Genomic DNA, 19,891 nt, shown 5'->3' with positions numbered 1-19,891 from the left:
GTGCCCCGATCGAGGCCGGCTTACCTGCGCACCCCACGTGAATCCGGGCTAGACTCTTGTTCGTTGCGAACAATCTTGACCTCCGGAGTCCCGATGGCCACTCGACCTGTGCGTCCCACCACACAAATGCAGACCGTGGTGGGCCTGGACCCCGCCGTGGCCGGCGCCCTGCGCCAGCACCTGGCGGGCATCGCCGACAGCGCCGTCCTCTCGATCGTCGAGGAGGTGCCCAGCTATGCCGGCGCGTGGAGCGGGCGGATGGGTGAGGTGATCCGCAACGCGGTGCAGCTCGCGCTCGGCGGCTTCCTCACCCTCGCGACCCGGCTGGACGCCGAGGCGCCGAAGGCGCCGGCGATCGAGGGCGCCTACCAGCTCGGCCGCGGCGAGGCCCGCCAGGGACGTACGGTCGAGGCGCTCCTCGCCGCCTACCGCATCGGCGCCCGGTCGTCGTGGCACCACATGGCCGACGTGGCGGTCGAGGCGGGGGTGGACGCGGGCCAGCTCGCCCGCTTCGCCGAGCTCGTCTTCGCCTACATCGACGAGCTGTCCGCCGCGTCCGTGGCCGGGCACACCGACGAGCTCGAGAGCAGTGGCCGGATCCGGCAGCGCAACCTCGAGCGGCTCGCCCGGGCCCTGCTCACCGGTGCCCCCGCCGACGCCGTCAACGCCGCCGCCGAGCGCGCCGGGTGGGAGCCGCCGGGCGCGCTGACCGCCGTCGTGCTCCAGGAGTCGCAGGTCTCCCATGCGCTGACCGCGCTCGACGCCGCGACCCTCCAGCCCGACGACGTACCCGGCCTGCCCGAGGGACACGCCTCGCTGCTGGTGCCCGGCACCGGATCCGCCACGGCCCGTCCGGCGCTGCTGCGCGCGCTCCGCGGCACCGACGCCGTCGTCGGGCCGTCGACCCCGTGGCTCGAGGTGGGTGCGTCCCACCGCCGGGCGGTCCGCTGCGCCGCCCTCGGGCTGTCGGGGCTCGTCGACACCGACGACCACCTCGCCGCCCTCGTCCTCGGCGCCGACGCCGACGCCCGCGCCGACCTGCGCGCCCGGGTGCTCGCCCCGCTCGCGGACCTGCGCCCCTCGACCGCCGAGAAGCTCACCGACACGCTCCGCAGCTGGCTGCTGCACCACGGCCGCCGCGAGGCGGTCGCCGAGGAGCTCTTCGTCCACGCGCAGACCGTCCGCTACCGCGTGCAGCAGCTCCGGGAGGTCTACGGCGACCGGCTCGAGGACCCCGCCTTCGTCCTCGACGCGACCCTGGCCCTGGCCTAGCGGGAGTACGCCGTCTCGCCGGCGACCCAGGTCACCACGACGTGGTCGGCGAAGGCCGTCAGCGCCTCCGCGTGCGCGCGGTCGCCGGTCCCGTCGAGGGGGTCGGCGTCGAGGAGGACGAGGTCGGCGGGTTGGCCGGCCGCGACCGTTCCCCAGCCGTCGGTGGAGGCCGCCAGCGCCTCGCGGGCGGTGATCGACTGCTCGGGGTGCCAGGGCTCGCGCTCGTCACCCGAGCGGTGGACGGCGGCCGCGACCGCCAGCCACGGGTCGAGCGGGGAGACCGGGGCGTCGGAGCCGAGCACCACGTCGACGCCGGCGTCGAGCATCCAGCGCAGCGGGAAGCAGCGCTCGGCGCGCCCGGGCCAGAGCCGCTCGGTGACGTCGCGGTCGTCGAGGAGGTGGGCGGGCTGCACGCTGGCGCGGACGCCCAGCTCGGCGAGGCGGCGTACGTCGTCCCGGGTGGTGAGCTGGACGTGCTCGATGCCGCCGCGGGCACCGGTGTCGGCGAAGGCGTCGAGCGCCTCGGTGACCGCACGGTCGCCGATCGCGTGGACGGCCACGTCGAGCCCGCCCTCGGCCGCCCGGGCGAGCAGCGCGCGCAGCTCGGCGGGCGTCTGGTTGGGCTGGCCCTCCTCGAACCCCGGCACCGCCTTCTCGGCGTAGGGCTCGCAGCACCAGGCCGTCCGGGTGTTGAGCGATCCGTCGCTGATGATCTTGAGCGGACCCATCGTGAGGCGCGGGTCGTCGCCGAGGGGATCACCGGACCGGAGCCCGCGCGCGAGGACGTCGTCGAGGCCGTCGGCGTAGCAGGCGTGCCGGATCCGGAGCAGGTCTGCGCCCGCGGACCACCGCTCCACCCAGTCGGCGACCCCGCCGCTGAACTCGAGGTCGACCAGCCCGACGACCCCCTGCGCGGCGGCGGCCTCCATCGAGCGGCGGTAGGCGTCGGGTCCGGTGCCGTCCGAGCCCATCACGCCCGCGAGCCGTCCGTAGGCCTGGAACCACTCCCCCTCGCTCACGACACTGTCGCGGGTCGAGAGCGCCAGCATGTGCAGCGCAGTCGTGTTGAGCCAGCCGTGGTGCCCGTCGCCGGCGATCAGCACGATCGGCTGGTCGGTGCCGATCGCGTCGAGGTCGGACACGGCGGGGTTGTCCGGCCACGCAGTCGGCCGGTGGCCCCACCCGATCACCGGGAGGTCGGGCCACTCCGCCAGCCGCTCGCGGACCGCGGCGACGGCCTCGGCGCTCGACCGGGCGGAGGCCAGGTCGAGGCGCGCCGACGCGAGCGTCCACTGGCCCAGGTGCACGTGCTGGTCCCAGAGGCCCGGCATCAACCAGCGCCCGCCGGCGTCGTACGACGGCTCGTCGGCGCGCGGGGGCAGCGCGGGACCGACCTCGGTGACGACGCCGTCCTCGATGCGTACGTCGACGGGCCCCGCGTCGGCGGGGCCGTCGACCGCAGCCGTGAGGGCCACCAGGCGCGCGTCGCGGATCAGCATGCGCCCACCGTAGGACGGGCGACGAGCGGCGCTGCTGACGGCCCCTGCGCCTGGCGTGGTCCGGACCAGCCGCCCGTCGCCTAGAGTTGGCGCATGGACTGGCGGGGGCCTGTGGTGGTGGTCGCGCTCCTGGCGATCGGCACCGGGAGCGGGTACGCCGCGTCCGGCGCGACCCGCGACTCCTCGATCGGCGACGGGACCGCTGCGCCCCTGCCGGCCGCGAACCCGCAGTACCCCGTCGAGGCCGAGCTGCCGCCGGCCAAGGACCCGGACGACCCGCCCCTCCAGCCCGGCCTGCAGATGCGCACCGAGACCCGCGGCTCGGGGAAGTTCGAGATCAGCTTCCCCGCCCCGGTCGGCTGGTCGACCAACGCCAACGCCACCAACGAGTGGAAGTGGAAGCAGCCCGGCACGTCCAACAACACCTACGTCATGCGGATCGAGCAGATCAACAGCCAGGACATCACCATCGAGGACGCCATCGACGTCCGGATCGAGCGGCTCGAGCGCGAGCAGGAGGACGTCGACATCCTCGACCGCGGCGCCGACTCGCTGGAGTACACCTACCGCAGCAACGAGGGCAACGCGCGGCACAGCTTCATGCGGTGGCTGGACCTCGACCAGAGCGGCCAGGCCGACGTCGAGATCGTCGTGCACGGGCGGGAGGCCGACGTCCCGGGCACCAGCGACCTGATCCGCCGGGTGTCGGAGGGCATGCGTGGCGCGACCGGTGGGGTCGTCGACACCCGGTGAGCCCGGCGGACCGGGCCGGCGTGGCCTAGATTGACCGCCGTGACGTGGCGGGGGCCGGTGGTGCTGGTGCTGCTGCTGGCGCTCGGTGCCGGCGCCGGGTTCGGCGCGTCGTGGGCCCTCGGCGAGGCGCCGACGGGCTCCGGTGCGGCCACGCCGATCGCGGCCGAGCCCAGCCTGCCGGTGGACCCGACGCCCGAGCTGTTCGCCGATCCCGACTTCCCCGCGCTGGCGCCGGGCATCCGGCTCGTCGAGCAGCGGGTCGGCACCGGCGACTTCGGCCTCTCGCTGGAGGTGCCGGACGGGTGGCGGTTCACCACCAACTCCCTCACGGAGTGGCAGTGGCGCCCACCCGACTTCACGACCTTCGGCTACTACATGCGCGTCGAGCAGGTGATCAGCAACCGCCGCTCGATCGCGTGGACGTTGGACCGTCGCATCGACGAGCTCGTCGAGGACGAGCAGTCGGTGTCGATCAAGAGCCAGAGCGGCGGCCGCCTCCACTACACCTACGTCACCAGCAACCACCTGCGCCACGGGTTCCTCACGTGGCTCGACCTCACCGGCTCGGACAACGCGCAGGTCGAGATCGCAGTCACCGGCCGTGCCGCCGACGTGCCGGGGATGTCCGAGCTGATCGGCCGGGTGGCCGAGTCGGTGCAGCTGGGCCGGGCGAAGGAACCGGCGGACGGCGCGGCCTAGGGCCTGGGGCCTGGGGTGTGTCTCCCTACAGGCCGTACGTCGTCACGGACGCCAGCACCTTCGTGGCGGTCGACCGGTCGTTGGCCGCCACCTGGATCCACAGCACACGGTTGGTGGTCGCCTGCACCACCCGCTCGATGATCACGTCGGCGCCCGGGCAGCCCCTGGAGAACACCGTCTTGGACTCGTCACCGTCCTGCAGGTCCTCGATCGGTTGGCCGACCTCCTCGCACGCAGGGTGTTGCGGGACGCGGGCGGGGAGCTTCTCGCTCACGAGCACTCCGACGAACACCCCGGGTGCCGGGTCGGCGGCGGTGTTCCAGCCGGGCCGCGAGCCGATCGCGAGACCGGGCTGCTCGGTCTGGCCCTCGAGCGGCGGCGTCCACTGCTCGGGGTCGACCTGGGTGGTCCAGGACTCGGGCACGGTGACCTCGATCGTCCCGGTCGCGTCCTCGATCGTGCGCTCGGACGTCGCGGACTGCTCGCCGACCCACCCGATCCCGAAGCCGCCGGCCAGCGCGACGATGCCGGCGACGAGCCACGGCAGTCGTCGCCGTCGACCGGCGACGGGCACGGCGGCGTCGCGCAGCTTGTCGGTGTCGGCCGGACGGGCCGCGGCCTGGGTGGGCTCGGGGGCCGTCGGCACCCAGGCCAGCGGCGCCTCCTCCACCTGCCCGCCCAGCGCCTCGACGAGCGCAGAGGTGAAGGCCTCGACGTCGTCGAACCGGTCGTCGCGGTCCTTGGACAGGGCCTTGAGCACGACGGCCTCGGCCTCGGGGTTGCCGATGCCCATCGGCGGAGGCGGCGCCGGGTCCTCGGCGGCGGTCAGCGTGGTGTGGTCGAAGGGCTGGCGGCCGGCCAGCAGGTAGTAGCCCAGCGCGGCCAGCGAGAACTGGTCGGCGCGACCGTCCAGACCCTCCCCCTGCGCCTGCTCCGGAGCGACGTAGGTGGGCGTGCCGCCCACCATCGTGAGCCGCGACGACATGTCCATCGCCTTGCCGAGGCCGAGGTCGCCCACCATCGCGACGACCTGCGCGCCGCGGGCACTCTCGACCGTGCGGAAGAGCACGTTGGCGGGCTTCACGTCGCGGTGCAGGACGCCGCGGTCGTGCAGCGCTGTGAGGCCGCGGCCCACCTGGGTGAGCACGGTCAGGGCCTGGGAGGGCTCGAGGCCGCCGAGCTCGAGGCGGTCGGCCAGCGTGCCCTGGTCGGCGTACGCCATCACGAGGAACGGGCGCTCGTCGGGGAGCTCGCCGGCGTCGTAGACCGTCACGACGTGGGGCGACTCCACCTTGCGGAGGAAGCGGCCCTCCTCGACGAAGCGCTGGCGGATGTGGAGGTCGCCGGTCCAGTTGTCGGCGAGCACCTTGATCGCCACCGGCGAGTCGAGGTGCTCGTCGTAGGCGAGCCAGACGGTCGCGAAGGCCCCCGACCCGATGCGACGGCGCACCGGATACCGACCGAGACGAGAGGGAGCGGACACCCGGGCATTATCGTGCAGGGGTGACTGAATCGGGGGACCACGGGGCCGCACTGACGCCGGACGACATCGACGACCTCGCGCGCGACGCGCGCGACGGCGACCGCGACGCCCTCGAGTCGCTGCTGGGCGCCGTGCGCCCGCGGGTGCTCAACATCTGCCGCGGCGTCCTCCCCTACTCCGGTGACGCCGAGGACGCGTGCCAGGAGGCGATGCTCAACGTCGCCACCAAGATCCAGACGTGGGGAGGCCGTGGACGCTTCACGACGTGGCTGCACGTCGTGGCCGTCAACAGCGCGCGGACGACGTACCGCCGGCTGAAGAACCTCGCCACGCCGACCGACTTCGAGGACGGCGCGCACGACCGACCCGACCCGCGCACGACGAGCGTCATCGCCGGCACCCGCCTCGACCTGCTCGAGGCGATGGAGAGCATCGAGCGCGACCACCCGCAGTACGTCGAGCCGTTGCTGCTGCGCGACGTCTACGGCCTGCCCTACGACGAGATCGCGGCGCTGGTCGACGCACCGCTCGGCACCGTGAAGGCGCAGATCCACCACGGCCGCAAGCTTGCGCGACCGTTGCTGCGGGGTGAGCGATGACGCGTCGCCGACGGCTCCCGGTGGTCCTGCCGGTGCTCGGTGCGTTGCTGCTGGCCGGCTGCTCGTCGGAGTCCGACAGCGGGAGCGAGCTCGCCACCCCGTCGGTGTCGCCCACGTCCGCGTCCACGACCGACACCGGGCAGGACGCCACCGTCCCGACCTCGGCACCCGTGATCGTCCCCGCGGTCGAGCAGGCCCTGGACACGGCGGAGTCGACGCCCGTCGAGGACAGCGTCTACCCCGCGGTCGGCGACCCGCGGATCGACGCCCTGCTCTACGACCTCGACCTCGACTGGGACCCGGGCGCGCGACGGCTCGAGGCCAGCGCCGTCGTCGCCTTCCGGGCCGCCCGGACCGCACCGCGCTTCCAGCTCGACCTCGGCCCCGGCCTCACGGTCGGCCGGCTCGAGCTCGACGGTGAGGCCGTCGGGTTCGCGCGGCGCGGCAAGGACCTGGTCGTGCGAGCGCCGATCGAGGCCGACCAGCGCTACGAGCTCAGCCTCGACTACGTCGGCACGCCGAAGCCGGCGAAGGCACCCACGACGCGCAGGGACTTCTCGACGACCGGCTTCACGGTCACCGACACCGGCGAGGTGTGGACGATGCAGGAGCCGTTCGGTGCCTACACGTGGTACCCCGTCAACGACCAGCCCTCCGACAAGGCGCTCTACGACGTCACGATCCACGCGCCGATGCCGTGGACCGGGATCTCCAACGGACACCTGACCGAGATGACCGACGACGGCGAGACCACGACCAGCTCGTGGCAGCTGACCGAGCCGGCGTCGTCGTACCTCGTCACACTGGCGATCGGCGACTACACCCACAGCGCCAACACCACGGAGAGCGGCCTGCGCGTCGACTACTGGACGCCGCGCGGCCTGGTGAAGGGCATCGACGGCCTCCAGACGGCAGCCGCGTCGATCGACTGGATCGAGGGCAAGCTCGGCCCCTACCCGTTCGACTCCCTCGGCCTCGTCGTCACCGACTCGCAGAGCGCGATGGAGACCCAGACGATGGTCACGCTCGGCAACAACGACTACGTCCTGTCGCCGCAGGTGGTCGCGCACGAGCTCGTGCACCAGTGGTACGGCGACCAGGTGTCGCCGGCCGACTGGCGCGACGTGTGGCTCAACGAGGGCATGACGATGCTGATGCAGTGGCTCTACGAGGACGAGCAGGACATGACCCCGCTGCGCCAGACCATCAGCCAGGCCCGCGCCGGCGACCAGGGCCTGCGCGACGACTACGGCCCGCCCGGTGCCTACGACCCGCAGCAGTTCGGCGGCTCCAACATCTACTACGCGCCGGCGCTGATGTGGAACGAGCTGCGCGTCGAGCTCGGCGACGACGAGTTCTTCCGCATCGCCCGGTCGTGGCTGGAGGACAACGACAACACCTCGGCCACCCGCGAGCAGATCTTCGAGCACTGGGAGACCGAGACCGGGCGCGAGCTGTCGGCCTTCTTCGACAGCTGGATCACCGGCCGGACCACACCGGAGCCCGGGGTGCCGAAGACGTGACCCGCCTCTCCGCGCACGACCTCATCGACCTGGTGCTGGACGACGACTCCTGGACGTCGTGGGACACCGCCCCGTCGCGCGACGGGATCGGTGAGAAGTACGCCGCCGAGCTGGCTGCAGCGGTCGAGAAGTCCGGCGTCGACGAGTCGGTGCTGACCGGCGAGGCACGGTTGCGCGGCCGGCGGATCGGCGTGCTGGTGGGCGAGTTCGGCTTCCTCGCCGGGTCCATCGGTCGCGCAGCGGCCGACCGGATCGTCGCCGGCATCGAACGCGCCACGCGCGAGGGGCTCCCGCTCGTCGCGGCCCCGATCAGCGGTGGCACCCGGATGCAGGAGGGCACGCCGGCCTTCGTCCAGATGGTGCGGATCTCGGCTGCGGTGGCGGCACACCGCAACGCGGGACTGCCCTACCTCGTCTACCTGCGCAACCCGACCACCGGCGGCGTGATGGCGTCGTGGGGCTCGCTCGGCCACGTGACGGTCGCCGAGCCCGGCGCGCTCGTCGGCTTCCTCGGCCCGCGGGTCTACGAGGCGCTCTACGGCAAGGCCTTCCCCGACGACGTCCAGACCTCGGAGAACCTCTACGCCCACGGCATCATCGACGCCGTCCTGCCGCCCGACGAGATCGCCGACATCCTCGACCGGGCGCTGACGATCCTGATGGCCGCGCGCGAGGGCGTCGCGCCGGTGGCCGACCCGGGCCAGGAGTCGGTGCCCGACGTCGACGCGTGGGACTGCGTCACCTGCTCGCGCCGGCCGGACCGGCCGGGCGTCCGTCGGCTGCTGCGCTACGGCGCCAGCGACGTCGTACCCCTCAACGGGACGGGTCAGGGCGAGCGCGACCCGGGCCTGCTGATCGCGCTCGCCCGGTTCGGCGAGGCGCCGTGCGTCTTCCTCGGCCAGGACCGCCGCGGGCAGACGACCGACCACCCGATGGGACCCGAGGCGCTGCGCGAGGCGCGGCGCGGGATGCGGCTCGCCTCCGAGCTCGGGCTGCCACTGGTGACGGTGATCGACACCCAGGGTGCCGCGCTGTCGGCCGACGCCGAGAACGGTGGCCTGGCCGGCGAGATCGCCCGTTCCCTGGCCGACCTGGTGACGCTCGACGCCCCGACGCTGTGCCTGATGCTCGGCGAGGGCAACGGCGGCGGCGCGCTCGCGCTCCTGCCGGCCGACCGGCTGATCGCGGCGCAGCACGCGTGGCTGTCGCCGCTCCCGCCCGAGGGCGCGTCCGCCATCGTGCACCGCGACCTCGACCACGCCGCGGAGATGGCACGGGCCCAGCAGGTCCGGGCGCTCGACCTCTACCGCCGCGGCATCGTCGACCGGATCGTGGCCGAGAAGCCCGACGCCGCCGACGAGCCCGAGGACTTCTGCCGCCGGGTCGCCGCCGTGCTCGAGCACGAGCTCAGCGCGCTCCTCGCCGCCGGCCCGGGGTCACCGGAGAAGCGGGCTCGTCGCTACGTCTGACTGCGCTCGTGGGTGATCCCCGGCTGCCCGGGGATCGCTGACGTTGTCAGGGCGTGCACGGGCCGACATGGTCAGCGCGGGCCTGACACGTCGCCCGTGGAGGCGCCCCTCGACGGTCAGTCTCCAGGAGACTCACCGTGCATCCCGGGCGTGTCGGCCGACCTCGGAGCCGCTCCTGGCCCCTGAGTCGCTGGGAGACTCAGCGTGCATCCCGGGCGTGTCGGACCAACTCGGAGCCGCTCGTGGACGTGAGTCTCCAGGAGACTCACGGGCCAGCGCGCCGCCGGACTACCTCGACGGAGGCGTGTCAGCGCGCTCGTCGGCCTCGGCCGCAGCGTCCTCCTGGGCCTCCACGACCTCGGCCTCGGTGACCGACTCCTCGGGCGTCTCGGCAGGTGCGTCGGGCTCCTCGGCGGGTACGGCGGCCGCGGGCGGCTGCTGGGTCGAGGACTCCGGCTCGCCGGGCAGCGTCACGCCCGGGACCGTACCGGTGAGGGTGGCGAGCATCTGGCGGACGTTGGAGAGCTGGGCGTTGATGCTGTCGCGTCGTTGGGCGGCGGCGGCGAGCTCGCGGTCGGACTCGGCGCGGACGCGGTCAGCCGTGGCGCGGGCATCGGCGACCATGGTCGTCGAGCGCTCCTCGGCCTCGGCGAGCATCCGCGCGATGCGGGCCTCGGCCTCGGTGCGGTTGCGCTCGAGGGTGGCCTCGGCGTCGCGGTTGCGGGCGTTCATGGCGTCGAGCTCGGCCTGCGTCGCGGCCTGCTGGGCCTGGAACTCCGAGGTCGCCTTCTGGCGGCGCTCGGCCAGGGTCGTTTCGAAGTCGGCGGCCGACTGGGCTGCCTTCGCGCGGGCGTCCTCGTGCAGCGCCTCGGCCTCGGCCCGGCGGGCGGAGGCGTCGCGCTCGGCGGCGTCACGCTCGGACTCGGCGGCCGTGCGGGCGTCGGCGACGACGCGGGCGCCCTCGGCCTCGGCGTCGCGGCGGGTCTCCTCGGCGTAGCGGTCGGCCTCCGACCGGACGGCTCCCGCCTCCTGCTCGGCCTCCTTGCGGAGCGACTCGACCTCGCCGATCACGCGGTCGCGGATCTCGGCGGCCTCGGCCTCGGCGAGGGAGAGGATCTGGCCGACGCGCTCACCGAGGTGCGCGTAGGTCGGCAGCTCGGGCTCCTGCGCCTCCCGGGACACCAGTGCCTCGCGGGAGGTGTTCGCCTCGCTGCGGGCTCGCTCGGCCTCGGCCTCGGCCGCCTGGAGCCGCGAGCGGAGGGCGGCGACCTCGGCCTGCGCCTGGCCGACGGCCTTCTCGACCTCAGCAGGGTCGTAGCCGCGGCGCACGGTCGTGAACATCTCGTCAGGCATCGGGGGTCTCCTGGGCAGGGGTGGGGTGGTCGGAGGGAGCGGGGGTCTCGGGAGCGGAGGTGGCGGCGAGCTGGTCACGCTCGGGGACCGAGAGCGCCTCGATCACGCCGGAGAGCTGGCCGAGCTCGGCGGCGATGCCGTCGCGGCGGGTCTGCAGCTGGGTGATCTCGGCGCGGGCGCGCTCGAGGGCCTGGCGGGCGCTCTCGCGGAGCGTCTCGGCCTCCGCCCGACCTTCGGCGACGAGGGCGAGCGACTCCTCGCGCGCCCTGCGGCGGTCCTCGGCCGCGCTGGCCCGGCTGGCGGTGACCTCCTGGGCCACGAGGGCACGCAGGCTGGCGGCGCCGGTCTCGGCCTCGGACCGACGCCTCTCGAGCCGCTCGACCGCGCGCTCCGACTCGTCGGTGGCGTCCGCGATGATCCGCGCGGCCTCGGCGTGCGCCTGCTCCAGGGCGGACCGCGCCTCGGCCGTCCGCTCCGCAGCGGTCGTGGTCGCGGCCTGGGTGATCTCCTCGGCGCGGACCTTGGCCTCGGCGAGCTCGATCGCCATCCGGCCGTTGACCGCCGCGATGATGCCCTGCACCCGCTCGCGCACCAGGCGTACGTGGTCGCCGGCCTCGCTGTGGGCGGCCTTGCGGATCGAGTCGGACTCGGCAGCGGCACCGGCGAGCACCGACTCCACCGTCGCGGTCGCCCACTCGGTCTGCTCGGCTGCGTGGCGCAGCTGCTCGTCGCTCTCGGCACGCGCGGCGGCGAGGGTCTGCTCCGCGGCCTCGCGCATGCGGTCGGTCTCGGCGCCGGCCGTACGCCGCAGCTCCTCGGTGTGGAGCGCCGCCTCGTCGCGCATCCGGGCGGACTCGATGGAGGCGGTGGCGCGCAGCGACTCGGCCTCGGTGGTGGCGGAGTCGAGGTGCTGCTGCCCGGCGGCACGGGCCTCCTCGACGAGTCGCGCGGCGGTCTCCTGCGCCGCGGCGATCGCCGCGTCGGAGTCGGCCTTGGCCGCGTCGAGCAGCGCGACCCGCTCGCTCGACGCGCTGTCACGCAGCTCCTGCGCCTCCGCGCGGAGCACGATCGCCTCGTCCTGCGCCTGCGTACGGAGCTGCTCGCCCTCGACACGGGCGGCCTCGACCGCGTCGTCGCGCGCACTCTCGGCCGATCCCATCAGCAGGCCGGCCTGCTCGTGTGCGTCGACCACGATGGTCGCCGCCTCCTCGGACGCGCCGGCGAGGACCTGCTCGGCCTGCTTGCGCGCCCGGCCCGCCTCGGCGCGATCCGCCTCGGCCTCGGCGGCGAGCCGACGGGCCTCCTCGCGCAGGACGGCGAGGTCGGCGGTCAGTCGCTCGGCCTCCGCGCGTGCCTCGACCTGGAGCTGGTCGGCCACCTGCTGCGCTCGCGCCAGCAGGGCGGCCGTGGGCTCGCCCGAGGAGGTCGTGGCAGCATCGAGGGCCATGTGCCCGCTCCCTTCGCGCGCAGATCCGAGAGGCTCCGAGAGGGGCATTGTGTCAGCGAGACGCCACCCCTGACAAAGGGGTCCGCCGCCCGTTGCGCTGACAGCGAACCACCTTGTCGCCGCAGGGCTCGGGCGGTGAAGTGCTCCCATGAACCTCCTCGTGCTCGGCGGAACCCGCTTCCTCTCCCGCGAGACGGCCGTCCAGGCAGTGGCCCGCGGCTGGGACGTCACCTGCGCCTGCCGCGGGGAGTCCGGGACGGTGCCCGACGGCGCGACGCACCTGCCGTGGGACCGCGCCGACGAGCCGCCGGCAGCCCTCGTCGACGGCGACTGGGACGCCGTCGTCGACGTCACCCGGCTGCCGTCGCAGGCGCGGACTGCGGTCGCGGCCGGACCCGGTGCGCACTGGGTCTTCGTCTCGACGGTGAGCGTCTACACCGACAACTCGTCGCCCGCGATGGAGCCGCTGGCCGACCCGATCACCGAGGACGTCGACCTCGCCGTCGACCCCGAGGCCTACGGCGGCATGAAGGTCGCCTGCGAGCAGGTGGTGCAGGAGCTCGCGACGTCGTCCGTGATCGCGCGGCCCGGCCTCATCGTCGGCCCCGGCGATCCGACCGGTCGGTTCGCCTACTGGCCGCAGCGCCTGGCACGCGGCGGCGAGGTGCTGGCACCCGGGCGGCCGGACGACGTCGTCCAGGTGATCGACGTGCGCGACCTCGCGACGTGGCTGCTCGACCTCGCCGAGTCGCGTACGACGGGGGTGTTCGACGCGGTCGGCACGGCGATGCCGTTCGGCGAGATGCTCGCCGGCATCGCCGAGGGTGTCGGGGCCGACGCCCGGCTCACCTGGGTCGACCAGGACTTCCTCGAGGCCCACGACGTCGCACCCTGGGCGGGCGAGGGTTCGCTGCCGTTGTGGCTCCCCCGACCGGAGTACGACGGCATGCTGGCGCACGACCCGTCGCCGGCCGTGGCGGCCGGGCTGCGGCTCCGTACTCCTGCCGAGACGGCCCCCGGCTGCCTCGACTCCCCCGTCACCGCGCTCACACCCGAGCGCGAGGCCGAGGTCCTGGCGGCCTGGCACGCCCGCACCTGAACGATCGAGCGGTGGCCGAGCCACATTCCCGGACTCCGGGACGTGGCTGGACCACCGCTCGACGTCAGGTCAGAAGAGGAGGGCCGTCCCCGGGTCGGAGAGCATGCCCGCCACGTCGGCGAGGAAGCGCGAGCCCTTCTCGCCGTCGATGTGACGGTGGTCGAAGGACAGGGCCAGCGTGGTGACGTCGCGGACGACGATCTCGCCGGTCTCCTCGTCGACCCAGGGCCGCTTGTTGATCGCGCCGAAGCACAGGATCGCGGACTCGCCCGGGTTGATGATCGGGGTGCCGGCGTCCACGCCGAAGACGCCGACGTTGGTGATGGTGAACGTGCCGCCCGCCATCTCCGCCGGCTGCGTCTTGCCGTCGCGGGCCGTCGCAGTGAGCTCGCCCAGCGCCGCGGCGAGCTCGGTCATCGACAGGCTGTCGGCGTCCTTGACGTTGGGCACGACCAGGCCGCGCGGCGTGGCCGCCGCGATGCCGAGGTTGACGTAGTGCTTGTAGACGACCTCCTGCGCGGCCTCGTCCCAGAAGGAGTTGATCTCCGGGGTGCGCTTCACCGCCAGGATGACGGCGCGGGCGAGGACGAGCAGCGGGCTGACCCGGGTGTCCTTGAACTCCGGGCGCTTCTTGAGCCGCGCGACCAGCTGCATCGCGGCGGTCACGTCGACGGTGATCCACTCGGTCACGTGCGGGCTGGTGAAGGCCGACTGGCTCATCGCCGTCGCCATCATCTTGCGCACGCCCTTGATCGGCTCGCGGGTCTCCCGCTCGCCGGGCGCCGCGGTGACGGCGGCCGGAGCGGCGACTGCCACCGGGGCGGCCTGGCCACCACCGGAGGACGCCGCGCCGTGCACGTCGTCGCGCGTGATCGAGCCCGACGGCCCCGTGCCGGTCAGCGACGCGAGGTCGACGCCGAGGTCCTTGGCGAGCTTGCGCACGGGCGGCTTCGCCAGTGCGCGTACGTCGCCGGGCTCGGCCTGGGCCGCTGCCGGGACGAGCGCCTCGGCGGGCGCGGCCGCGGGAGCGGGTCGCTGGTCGGTGGCCGGCACCGGGGACTCGTCGGCCGGCATGACCTCGTCGGACTGGGCACCGCCGGGAGAGAACGCGCCCTGCACCTGCATCTGCGTGTTGGCACCGGCCTCGGTGCTCGGCGACGCCGAGCCGCGACGGGCCCGGCGCATCGGGCCGCGCTCGGCCTTGATCCGGCCGACGAGGGACGCACCCTCCATCGACCCGGACGCGGCCGGGTTGGAGAGGTCCATGTCGGTGAGGTCGGCCTCGGCCTGGCCGGCCTTCTCGGCCATCCCGAGGTAGGGGTCGGACTCGGTCTGCTCGGCCGGCGCCGACGGGGCGGGCGGCTCCTCGCCCGCGGCACCGATCGAGATGATCGGGGTGCCGACGGGCACCATCACGCCCTCCTCGACGAGCAGCGCGAGGACGGTGCCCTCGAACGGCGAGGGCAGCTCGACCAGCGACTTGGCGGTCTCGATCTCGACGATGACGTCGTTGATCTCGATCGTGTCGCCGACCTTGACCTTCCACGCCACGATCTCGGCCTCGGTGAGGCCTTCACCGACGTCGGGCAACAGGAACTCGGACATGGTCGTCCCTCTCAGAAGGCGAACGTGCGGTCGACGGCGTCGAGGACCCGGTCGAGGTCGGGGAGGTACTCCTCCTCGATCCGCGACGGCGGGTAGGGCATGTCGAAGGCGCCGACCCGCAGGACCGGGGCCTCGAGCGAGTAGAAGCACTGCTCGGTGATGCGAGCGGCGACCTCGGCGCCCATGCCGAGGTTGACGTGTGCCTCGTGGGTGATCACGCAGCGACCCGTACGGCGTACGGACTCGAAGACCGGCGCCATGTCGAGCGGCGAGAGGGTGCGCAGGTCGATGACCTCGAGGTTGCGGCCCTCGGACGCGGCGGCCTCGGCGGCCTTCAGCGCCGTCTTCACGGTCGGGCCGTAGGCCAGCACCGTCGCGTCGCTGCCGGCACGGACGACCCGCGAGGTGAACAGCGGCTCGGGGGTCGCCGTCTCGTCGAGCTCGGCCTTGTCGGCGTGGTACTGCCGCTTGGGCTCGAGGAAGATCACGGGGTCGTCGTGGGCGATCGCCTGCTGGATCATCCAGTAGCCGTCGACCGGGTTGGAGCAGGCCACGACCTTGAGGCCCGGCGTGTGCGCGAACTGCGCCTCCGGGCTCTCGGAGTGGTGCTCGACCGCACCGATGCCGCCGCCGAAGGGGATGCGGATCACGATCGGCATCTTCACCTTCCCCTGCGAGCGGTAGGTGTACTTCGCGACCTGGCAGACGATCTGGTCGTAGGCCGGGTAGACGAAGCCGTCGAACTGGATCTCGATGACGGGGCGGTAGCCGCGCAGCGCCATGCCGACCGCGGTGCCGACGATGCCGGACTCGGCGAGCGGGCTGTCGATCACCCGGTCCTCGCCGAAGTCCTTCTGCAGGCCGTCGGTGATGCGGAAGACGCCGCCGAGCTTGCCGACGTCCTCGCCCATGAGCAGGACCTTGTCGTCGTCCTCCATCGCCTTGCGCAGACCCATGTTGAGGCCCTTGGCGAGGGTGATCTTCTGGGTGGTGCTCATCAGGAGTGGCTCCCCTCGAACGAAGCGAGGTAGGCGGCGAACTCGTCGCGCTGGGCGGCGATCTCGTCGGTCATCTCGGTGAAGACGTAGTCGAACTGGTCCATCGGCTTCGGGTCGGGCAGTGCCTTGCACCCCTCACGGAGGTGGTGGCCCATCTCCTTGGCCTCGGCGTCCAGGTCGTCGAAGAACTGCTGGTCGACCAGGCCGTTGCGGCGCAGGTAGACCTTGAGCCGCTCGATCGGGTCCTTGAGCTTCCAGTGCTCGAGCTCGTCGTTGAGGCGGTAGCGGGTCGGGTCGTCGGTCGTGGTGTGCGCGCCCATGCGGTAGGTGTAGGCCTCGACGAACGACGGGCCGTTGCCCTCGCGCGCACGCTGGAGCGCGGCCTTCGTGACGGCGTACGTCGCCAGCACGTCGTTGCCGTCGACCCGGATGCCCGGGAAGCCGAAGCCCAGCGCCCGCTGGTAGAGCGGGATGCGGGTCTGGCGCTCGATCGGCTCCGAGATGGCCCACTGGTTGTTCTGGCAGAAGAACACGACGGGCGCGTTGTAGGAGGCGGCGAAGATGAACGCCTCGTTGACGTCGCCCTGCGAGGAGGCGCCGTCGCCGAAGTGGGCGATCACGGCCGAGTCGCGATCCGGGTCGCCGGTGCCGACGACGCCGTCGCGCTGCATGCCCATCGCATAGCCGGTGGCGTGGAGGGTCTGCGCGCCGATGACGATCGTGTAGAGCCCGAAGTTGTTCTCGTTGGGGTCCCAGCCACCCTGGTCGACACCGCGGAAGAGGCCGAGGAGCCGCAGCGGGTCGACGCCCTTGCAGTAGGCGACGCCGTGCTCGCGGTAGGTCGGGAAGACGTAGTCCTGCGGGCGCAGGGCGCGACCGGCGCCGATCTGCGCGGCCTCCTGGCCGAGCAGCTGGGCCCAGATGCCGAGCTCGCCGTGGCGCTGGAGGGCGGTCGCCTCGACGTCGATGCGACGCGTCAGCACCATGTCGCGGTAGAGGCCGCGCAACTCCTCGGCGGAGAAGTCGTGGTCGAACTCGGGGTGGTGGACGCGCTCACCCTCGGGGGTCAGCAGCTGGACGAGGTCGGGACCACCGTCGGACTGGGAGGGCCCGAAGACCTCTGCCAGGTCGGGGCCGAAGCTCACAGGATCGGACAACGTAGATCTCCTCACAACAGCTAGCGGCAGTCACGGGATCGCCGGACACCGACGGCTTGCAGGGGTGGTCGTCAGCGTGTGTGACCACGACCACATGGTGGGCCAAACGTAACGGCCGCAGCCTGTCAGCACCAATCAGGCCGAGGCCTTCCGGGGGCCGGTCCGGGCATGGATGAGCCGGCGCCGACGGACTCGTGGGTGACCCGTCGACGCCGGCTCTGCCTCCATTGGGGGGTGGAGGTTGCGGGCGGCGGTACCACCGCCCGGTCATGAGGAACGTGTGTGACTCCGACAGCACTGCGGCGCCGCGGCTGGACCTCCGAGGTCCGGCCACGACGCCGCGTACGGTTTGCCTGCGTGCGGTCAGAGGCCCGTCACGGGGTCGTCGGCGCGCAGTCGGTGCACGGCGGCGTGGAGGGCGCGGACAGCTGGAAGGTGCCCGAACCGCTGGCGTTGGGCCCAACCTGGTTGGGGACGACGTAGGAGTAGGGCGCCGACCCGCTGATCGACACGTTCTGGCTGTTGGGCTCACCCTCGAGAGCGAAGTCCACGATGCAGCAGCCAGGCTGGCTGAACGTCAGCGTGACGTCTGCCTTCTGGCCACTGTCGAGGTCGGCGGTGGTCCCGGTCGTGACATTGGCGCAGCTCTCGCTGGACGGGCCGGTGCCGACCTGGAAGAGCGTCGCCGGCTCGCCGTTGAGGCTGACCAGCGCATCGCGGATCGTGATGACGGTCGGGAACGTGAAGGTCGAGCAGACCCGCACCCGGATGACGTACCCCTTGGTGACGCCGGTTTCCTTCTGGCAGGACGCGCCGGGCAGCTTGCACGCGATTCCGAGCGACTCGAACGTGACGGTCCCAGCCGAGACGGCGAACGCCGGTGCGTTCGCGGCGACCGCGACGACCGGGACGGTCCAGGCAGCGCCGCGCACGACAGTGCGGCGAGTGAAGTCAGACATGTGTGGATCCCCTTGATTAGGCGTGGTTGACGTGATCGGCGCCCCATAGCCGACGACCACTGCCTGCCTCCTCGCCCCCAAGACGAGCGGCATGCGTTGCAGGGACCAGCCTGCGTGCCCCGCAACCCGCAACACAGGGGATGAGCCAAGGTGGAGGACTATCTGCAGCGGGCCTTGACGGAGTCTCGGGGTATCTCGAGGGTTTGGGGTTGTATGGACTAGCCCGTAGGGGTGTCCCGCCTCCGCGACAGGGCTGTGCACGCCGCTGTGACCGGGGTCACGGCCCCGTTGCCGTACGACGTCGTGGGTCCGTCTCCGAACCTGGATGAGCCGGCGCCGACGGACTCGTGGGTGACCCGTCGGCGCCGGCTCGCCTCCATTGGGGGTGGAGGCTCGGGCGGCGGAGACCGCTACCCGGAGAGGAGGGTCGCCACGTTCCCCTGGAGAGAGGTGGCACGACCCCCGAAAGGTCCTCCCGGGCGCGCTCGTGGACCGAGCGGCGGTCGGGTGCTGGTCAGGCTGGTCAGCTGCGCGCAGGCCCCGAGATGTGCGCGGGCGCGCTGTCGCCCGACGCCGAGGCCCGTGGCTGCACGGCCGTCAGGCCGCCCACGGTCAGGAAGATCGCCAGCAGCGCGAGTGCGAGCCGGCGCATCAGACTGAGCTGCCGCGACGCGGCGGGTTGTAGGCACTGACGCCCTTCTGCGAGATGTCAGACATGAAGTTCCCCTTGCACTGCCGTGGATGAAATGACCGGCGCCCCAAAGCCGTCGACCACCGCACGCCGGCCACCCCCCAAAGGCGATCGGCGCATGTTGCTGCGACTTGCCACACTCCCCCGGTGATCCGCCGGGCGACACCCACTTCGCCGAGGTGACGGCATACCTGCACGTGGCCTTGACGGAGTCTCCTGGTATCTGCCGCATTAGCGCGCCGATGGACCAGACCTCTGCGGTCGGGCCGCGCATCAGTCGGTCGAGGCGGCGGTGGCGACCAGGCCCTGCGGGCTGCAGGAGCTGAAGTTGGTCTGGTCGTCGTTGGTGGTCCCGACCGTACGGATGATCGACACGCTGCGGGTGAAGGTCTGGACGTCGGTCCAGGCACCCGCGGCCACCGTGTTCGGGCTCGCGCCCGGGCCGTAGCCCGACGTCGAGCGCTGGAGGGTCCACGTGATCGAGAAGTTCGTCGTGCTCTTCGGGCGCTGGGTCGAGGTGCGGTAGGTCAGCGGGAAGGTCTTGCACTCGCCGACCCCCTGCGCGTTGACGTCGAGATAGACCGGCGGCCGGTATCCCGCGTTGACGCCGTTCTGGTCGACGTGGACGCCGTCGACCTCGATCTGGAAGCTGGAGAGCGTGTCGGTCTCCCGCCAGCGGTACCAGCCCTTGATGGAGTCGCACGTGCACAGCTGGAGGTACTGGGGCAGCTGCCCGGTGCCGTACACGGTCTTGATCGTCGGCGGATTGGCCTGTTGCGCCTGCGAGGAGCAGACGGCGCGGTAGTTGGTGGTGACGTTGGGTCCTACGGTGATGCCGCCGGTGACCCCGCACCGCGAGGCCGCGAAGGCCGGGACGGGTACGACGACCGCGATGACCGGAACGGTCCAGGCGGCGCCACGGACGACATTTCGGCGCGTGAGAGTAGACATATGAACTTCCCCCCGGAAGTGCTGCTCGCTCGGGCGAGCAGTCTGGTGATGGATGAGACACCGAGGCGCCGAGCCGCTGGTGGCACCAGCCTTCCGGCACCAGCCACCCGGGAGAACGCCCTTCGGGAAGGGCGAGGAGTCCTCTGACACCGTCTTGAGACGTTCTCGGGGACACACCCGTGATAGCCGCCCACTGGACCAGACCTGATGGACGTCGAGCCGGCGCCGACGGGGTCCGTGGACCGCCCGTCGGCGCCGGCTCCCTCCATGGGGGGTGGAGGCATGGACGGGGAGACGAGCCCCGTCCGGGACTGGCCGGCGCGCGCTCGAAGGG

17 protein-coding genes are annotated in these 19,891 nt (G+C 72.7%); 7 read left to right on the top strand and 10 right to left on the bottom strand.

Annotated features, from left to right (window positions below):
• Positions 1 to 126 precede the first annotated feature (126 nt).
• A complete protein-coding gene (locus tag JI751_RS04525; protein ID WP_236665543.1) occupies positions 127 to 1,272 on the top strand; it encodes a PucR family transcriptional regulator in 1,146 nt (381 codons plus the stop codon).
• Here the strand turns inward: JI751_RS04525 and JI751_RS04520 are convergent.
• Positions 1,269 to 2,771 carry an amidohydrolase gene (locus tag JI751_RS04520; protein ID WP_201933838.1) on the bottom strand — a complete coding sequence of 501 codons (1,503 nt, stop codon included), beginning with the start codon at positions 2,769 to 2,771 and terminating at the stop codon, positions 1,269 to 1,271. The genes JI751_RS04525 and JI751_RS04520 overlap by 4 nt on opposite strands.
• A 93-nt stretch (positions 2,772 to 2,864) precedes the next feature.
• On the opposite strand from JI751_RS04520, the gene JI751_RS04515 reads away from it, so the two are divergent.
• Together JI751_RS04515 and JI751_RS04510 are read left to right on the top strand one after the other, a co-directional pair.
• On the top strand, positions 2,865 to 3,524 hold the full coding sequence (locus tag JI751_RS04515) for a hypothetical protein (protein ID WP_201933837.1): 660 nt from the start codon (positions 2,865 to 2,867) through the stop codon (positions 3,522 to 3,524).
• 39 nt (positions 3,525 to 3,563) lie between these two features.
• Positions 3,564 to 4,223 (top strand): hypothetical protein, encoded by a 660-nt coding sequence (locus JI751_RS04510; RefSeq protein WP_201933836.1) that lies wholly within the window; start codon positions 3,564 to 3,566, stop codon positions 4,221 to 4,223.
• 25 nt (positions 4,224 to 4,248) lie between these two features.
• Here JI751_RS04510 and JI751_RS04505 read toward each other — a convergent pair whose 3' ends face one another.
• A complete protein-coding gene (locus JI751_RS04505) occupies positions 4,249 to 5,706 on the bottom strand; it encodes a serine/threonine-protein kinase (protein WP_201933834.1) in 1,458 nt (485 codons plus the stop codon).
• A gap of 20 nt (positions 5,707 to 5,726) precedes the next feature.
• Here JI751_RS04505 and JI751_RS04500 point away from each other — a divergent pair, with 20 nt between their 5' ends.
• The 3 genes from JI751_RS04500 to JI751_RS04490 are packed head-to-tail and all read left to right on the top strand — an operon-like array spanning position 5,727 to position 9,297.
• Positions 5,727 to 6,305, top strand: a complete 579-nt coding sequence (locus tag JI751_RS04500; protein WP_201933833.1) for an RNA polymerase sigma factor — start codon at positions 5,727 to 5,729, stop codon at positions 6,303 to 6,305.
• On the top strand, positions 6,302 to 7,828 hold the full coding sequence (locus JI751_RS04495; protein ID WP_201933832.1) for a M1 family metallopeptidase: 1,527 nt from the start codon (positions 6,302 to 6,304) through the stop codon (positions 7,826 to 7,828). Before JI751_RS04500 ends, JI751_RS04495 begins: the two co-directional genes overlap by 4 nt.
• Positions 7,825 to 9,297 carry a carboxyl transferase domain-containing protein gene (locus tag JI751_RS04490; protein ID WP_201933831.1) on the top strand — a complete coding sequence of 491 codons (1,473 nt, stop codon included), beginning with the start codon at positions 7,825 to 7,827 and terminating at the stop codon, positions 9,295 to 9,297. The genes JI751_RS04495 and JI751_RS04490 overlap by 4 nt, the downstream gene beginning before the upstream one ends.
• Before the next feature lie 288 nt (positions 9,298 to 9,585).
• Here JI751_RS04490 and JI751_RS04485 read toward each other — a convergent pair whose 3' ends face one another.
• On the bottom strand, positions 9,586 to 10,650 hold the full coding sequence (locus JI751_RS04485; protein ID WP_201933828.1) for a coiled-coil domain-containing protein: 1,065 nt from the start codon (positions 10,648 to 10,650) through the stop codon (positions 9,586 to 9,588).
• The gene (locus JI751_RS04480) at positions 10,643 to 12,097 is read right to left on the bottom strand and encodes a coiled-coil domain-containing protein (protein ID WP_201933827.1); all 1,455 of its coding nucleotides are present in this window, start codon (positions 12,095 to 12,097) and stop codon (positions 10,643 to 10,645) included. The genes JI751_RS04485 and JI751_RS04480 overlap by 8 nt, the downstream gene beginning before the upstream one ends.
• 148 nt (positions 12,098 to 12,245) lie before the next feature.
• On the opposite strand from JI751_RS04480, the gene JI751_RS04475 reads away from it, so the two are divergent.
• A complete protein-coding gene (locus JI751_RS04475) occupies positions 12,246 to 13,196 on the top strand; it encodes an NAD-dependent epimerase/dehydratase family protein (RefSeq protein WP_201933826.1) in 951 nt (316 codons plus the stop codon).
• 69 nt (positions 13,197 to 13,265) lie between these two features.
• On the opposite strand, the gene JI751_RS04470 is transcribed toward JI751_RS04475, so the two are convergent.
• The 6 genes from JI751_RS04470 to JI751_RS04450 form a co-directional block, all read right to left on the bottom strand.
• A complete protein-coding gene (locus tag JI751_RS04470) occupies positions 13,266 to 14,801 on the bottom strand; it encodes a dihydrolipoamide acetyltransferase family protein (RefSeq protein WP_201933824.1) in 1,536 nt (511 codons plus the stop codon).
• Positions 14,802 to 14,812: 11 nt separating this feature from the next.
• The gene (locus JI751_RS04465) at positions 14,813 to 15,799 is read right to left on the bottom strand and encodes an alpha-ketoacid dehydrogenase subunit beta (RefSeq protein WP_201933822.1); all 987 of its coding nucleotides are present in this window, start codon (positions 15,797 to 15,799) and stop codon (positions 14,813 to 14,815) included.
• Positions 15,799 to 16,956 (bottom strand): pyruvate dehydrogenase (acetyl-transferring) E1 component subunit alpha, encoded by a 1,158-nt coding sequence (gene pdhA, locus JI751_RS04460; RefSeq protein WP_201933814.1) that lies wholly within the window; start codon positions 16,954 to 16,956, stop codon positions 15,799 to 15,801. Before pdhA ends, JI751_RS04465 begins: the two co-directional genes overlap by 1 nt.
• Before the next feature lie 374 nt (positions 16,957 to 17,330).
• The gene (locus JI751_RS04455; protein WP_201933813.1) at positions 17,331 to 17,915 is read right to left on the bottom strand and encodes a hypothetical protein; all 585 of its coding nucleotides are present in this window, start codon (positions 17,913 to 17,915) and stop codon (positions 17,331 to 17,333) included.
• Positions 17,916 to 18,438: 523 nt separating this feature from the next.
• Complete coding sequence (locus JI751_RS21415; RefSeq protein ID WP_269090351.1) at positions 18,439 to 18,567, bottom strand: hypothetical protein; 129 nt, start codon at positions 18,565 to 18,567, stop codon at positions 18,439 to 18,441.
• A gap of 312 nt (positions 18,568 to 18,879) precedes the next feature.
• Complete coding sequence (locus tag JI751_RS04450) at positions 18,880 to 19,557, bottom strand: hypothetical protein (protein WP_201933812.1); 678 nt, start codon at positions 19,555 to 19,557, stop codon at positions 18,880 to 18,882.
• Between the last annotated feature and the right edge of the window lie 334 nt (positions 19,558 to 19,891).

The organism is Nocardioides baculatus (assembly GCF_016735675.1).
GTDB classification, from domain to species: Bacteria; Actinomycetota; Actinomycetes; order Propionibacteriales; family Nocardioidaceae; genus Nocardioides; species Nocardioides baculatus.
The sequence above is the reverse complement of the archived record's forward strand: the minus strand, read 5'-3'. Positions and strand labels throughout refer to the sequence as shown.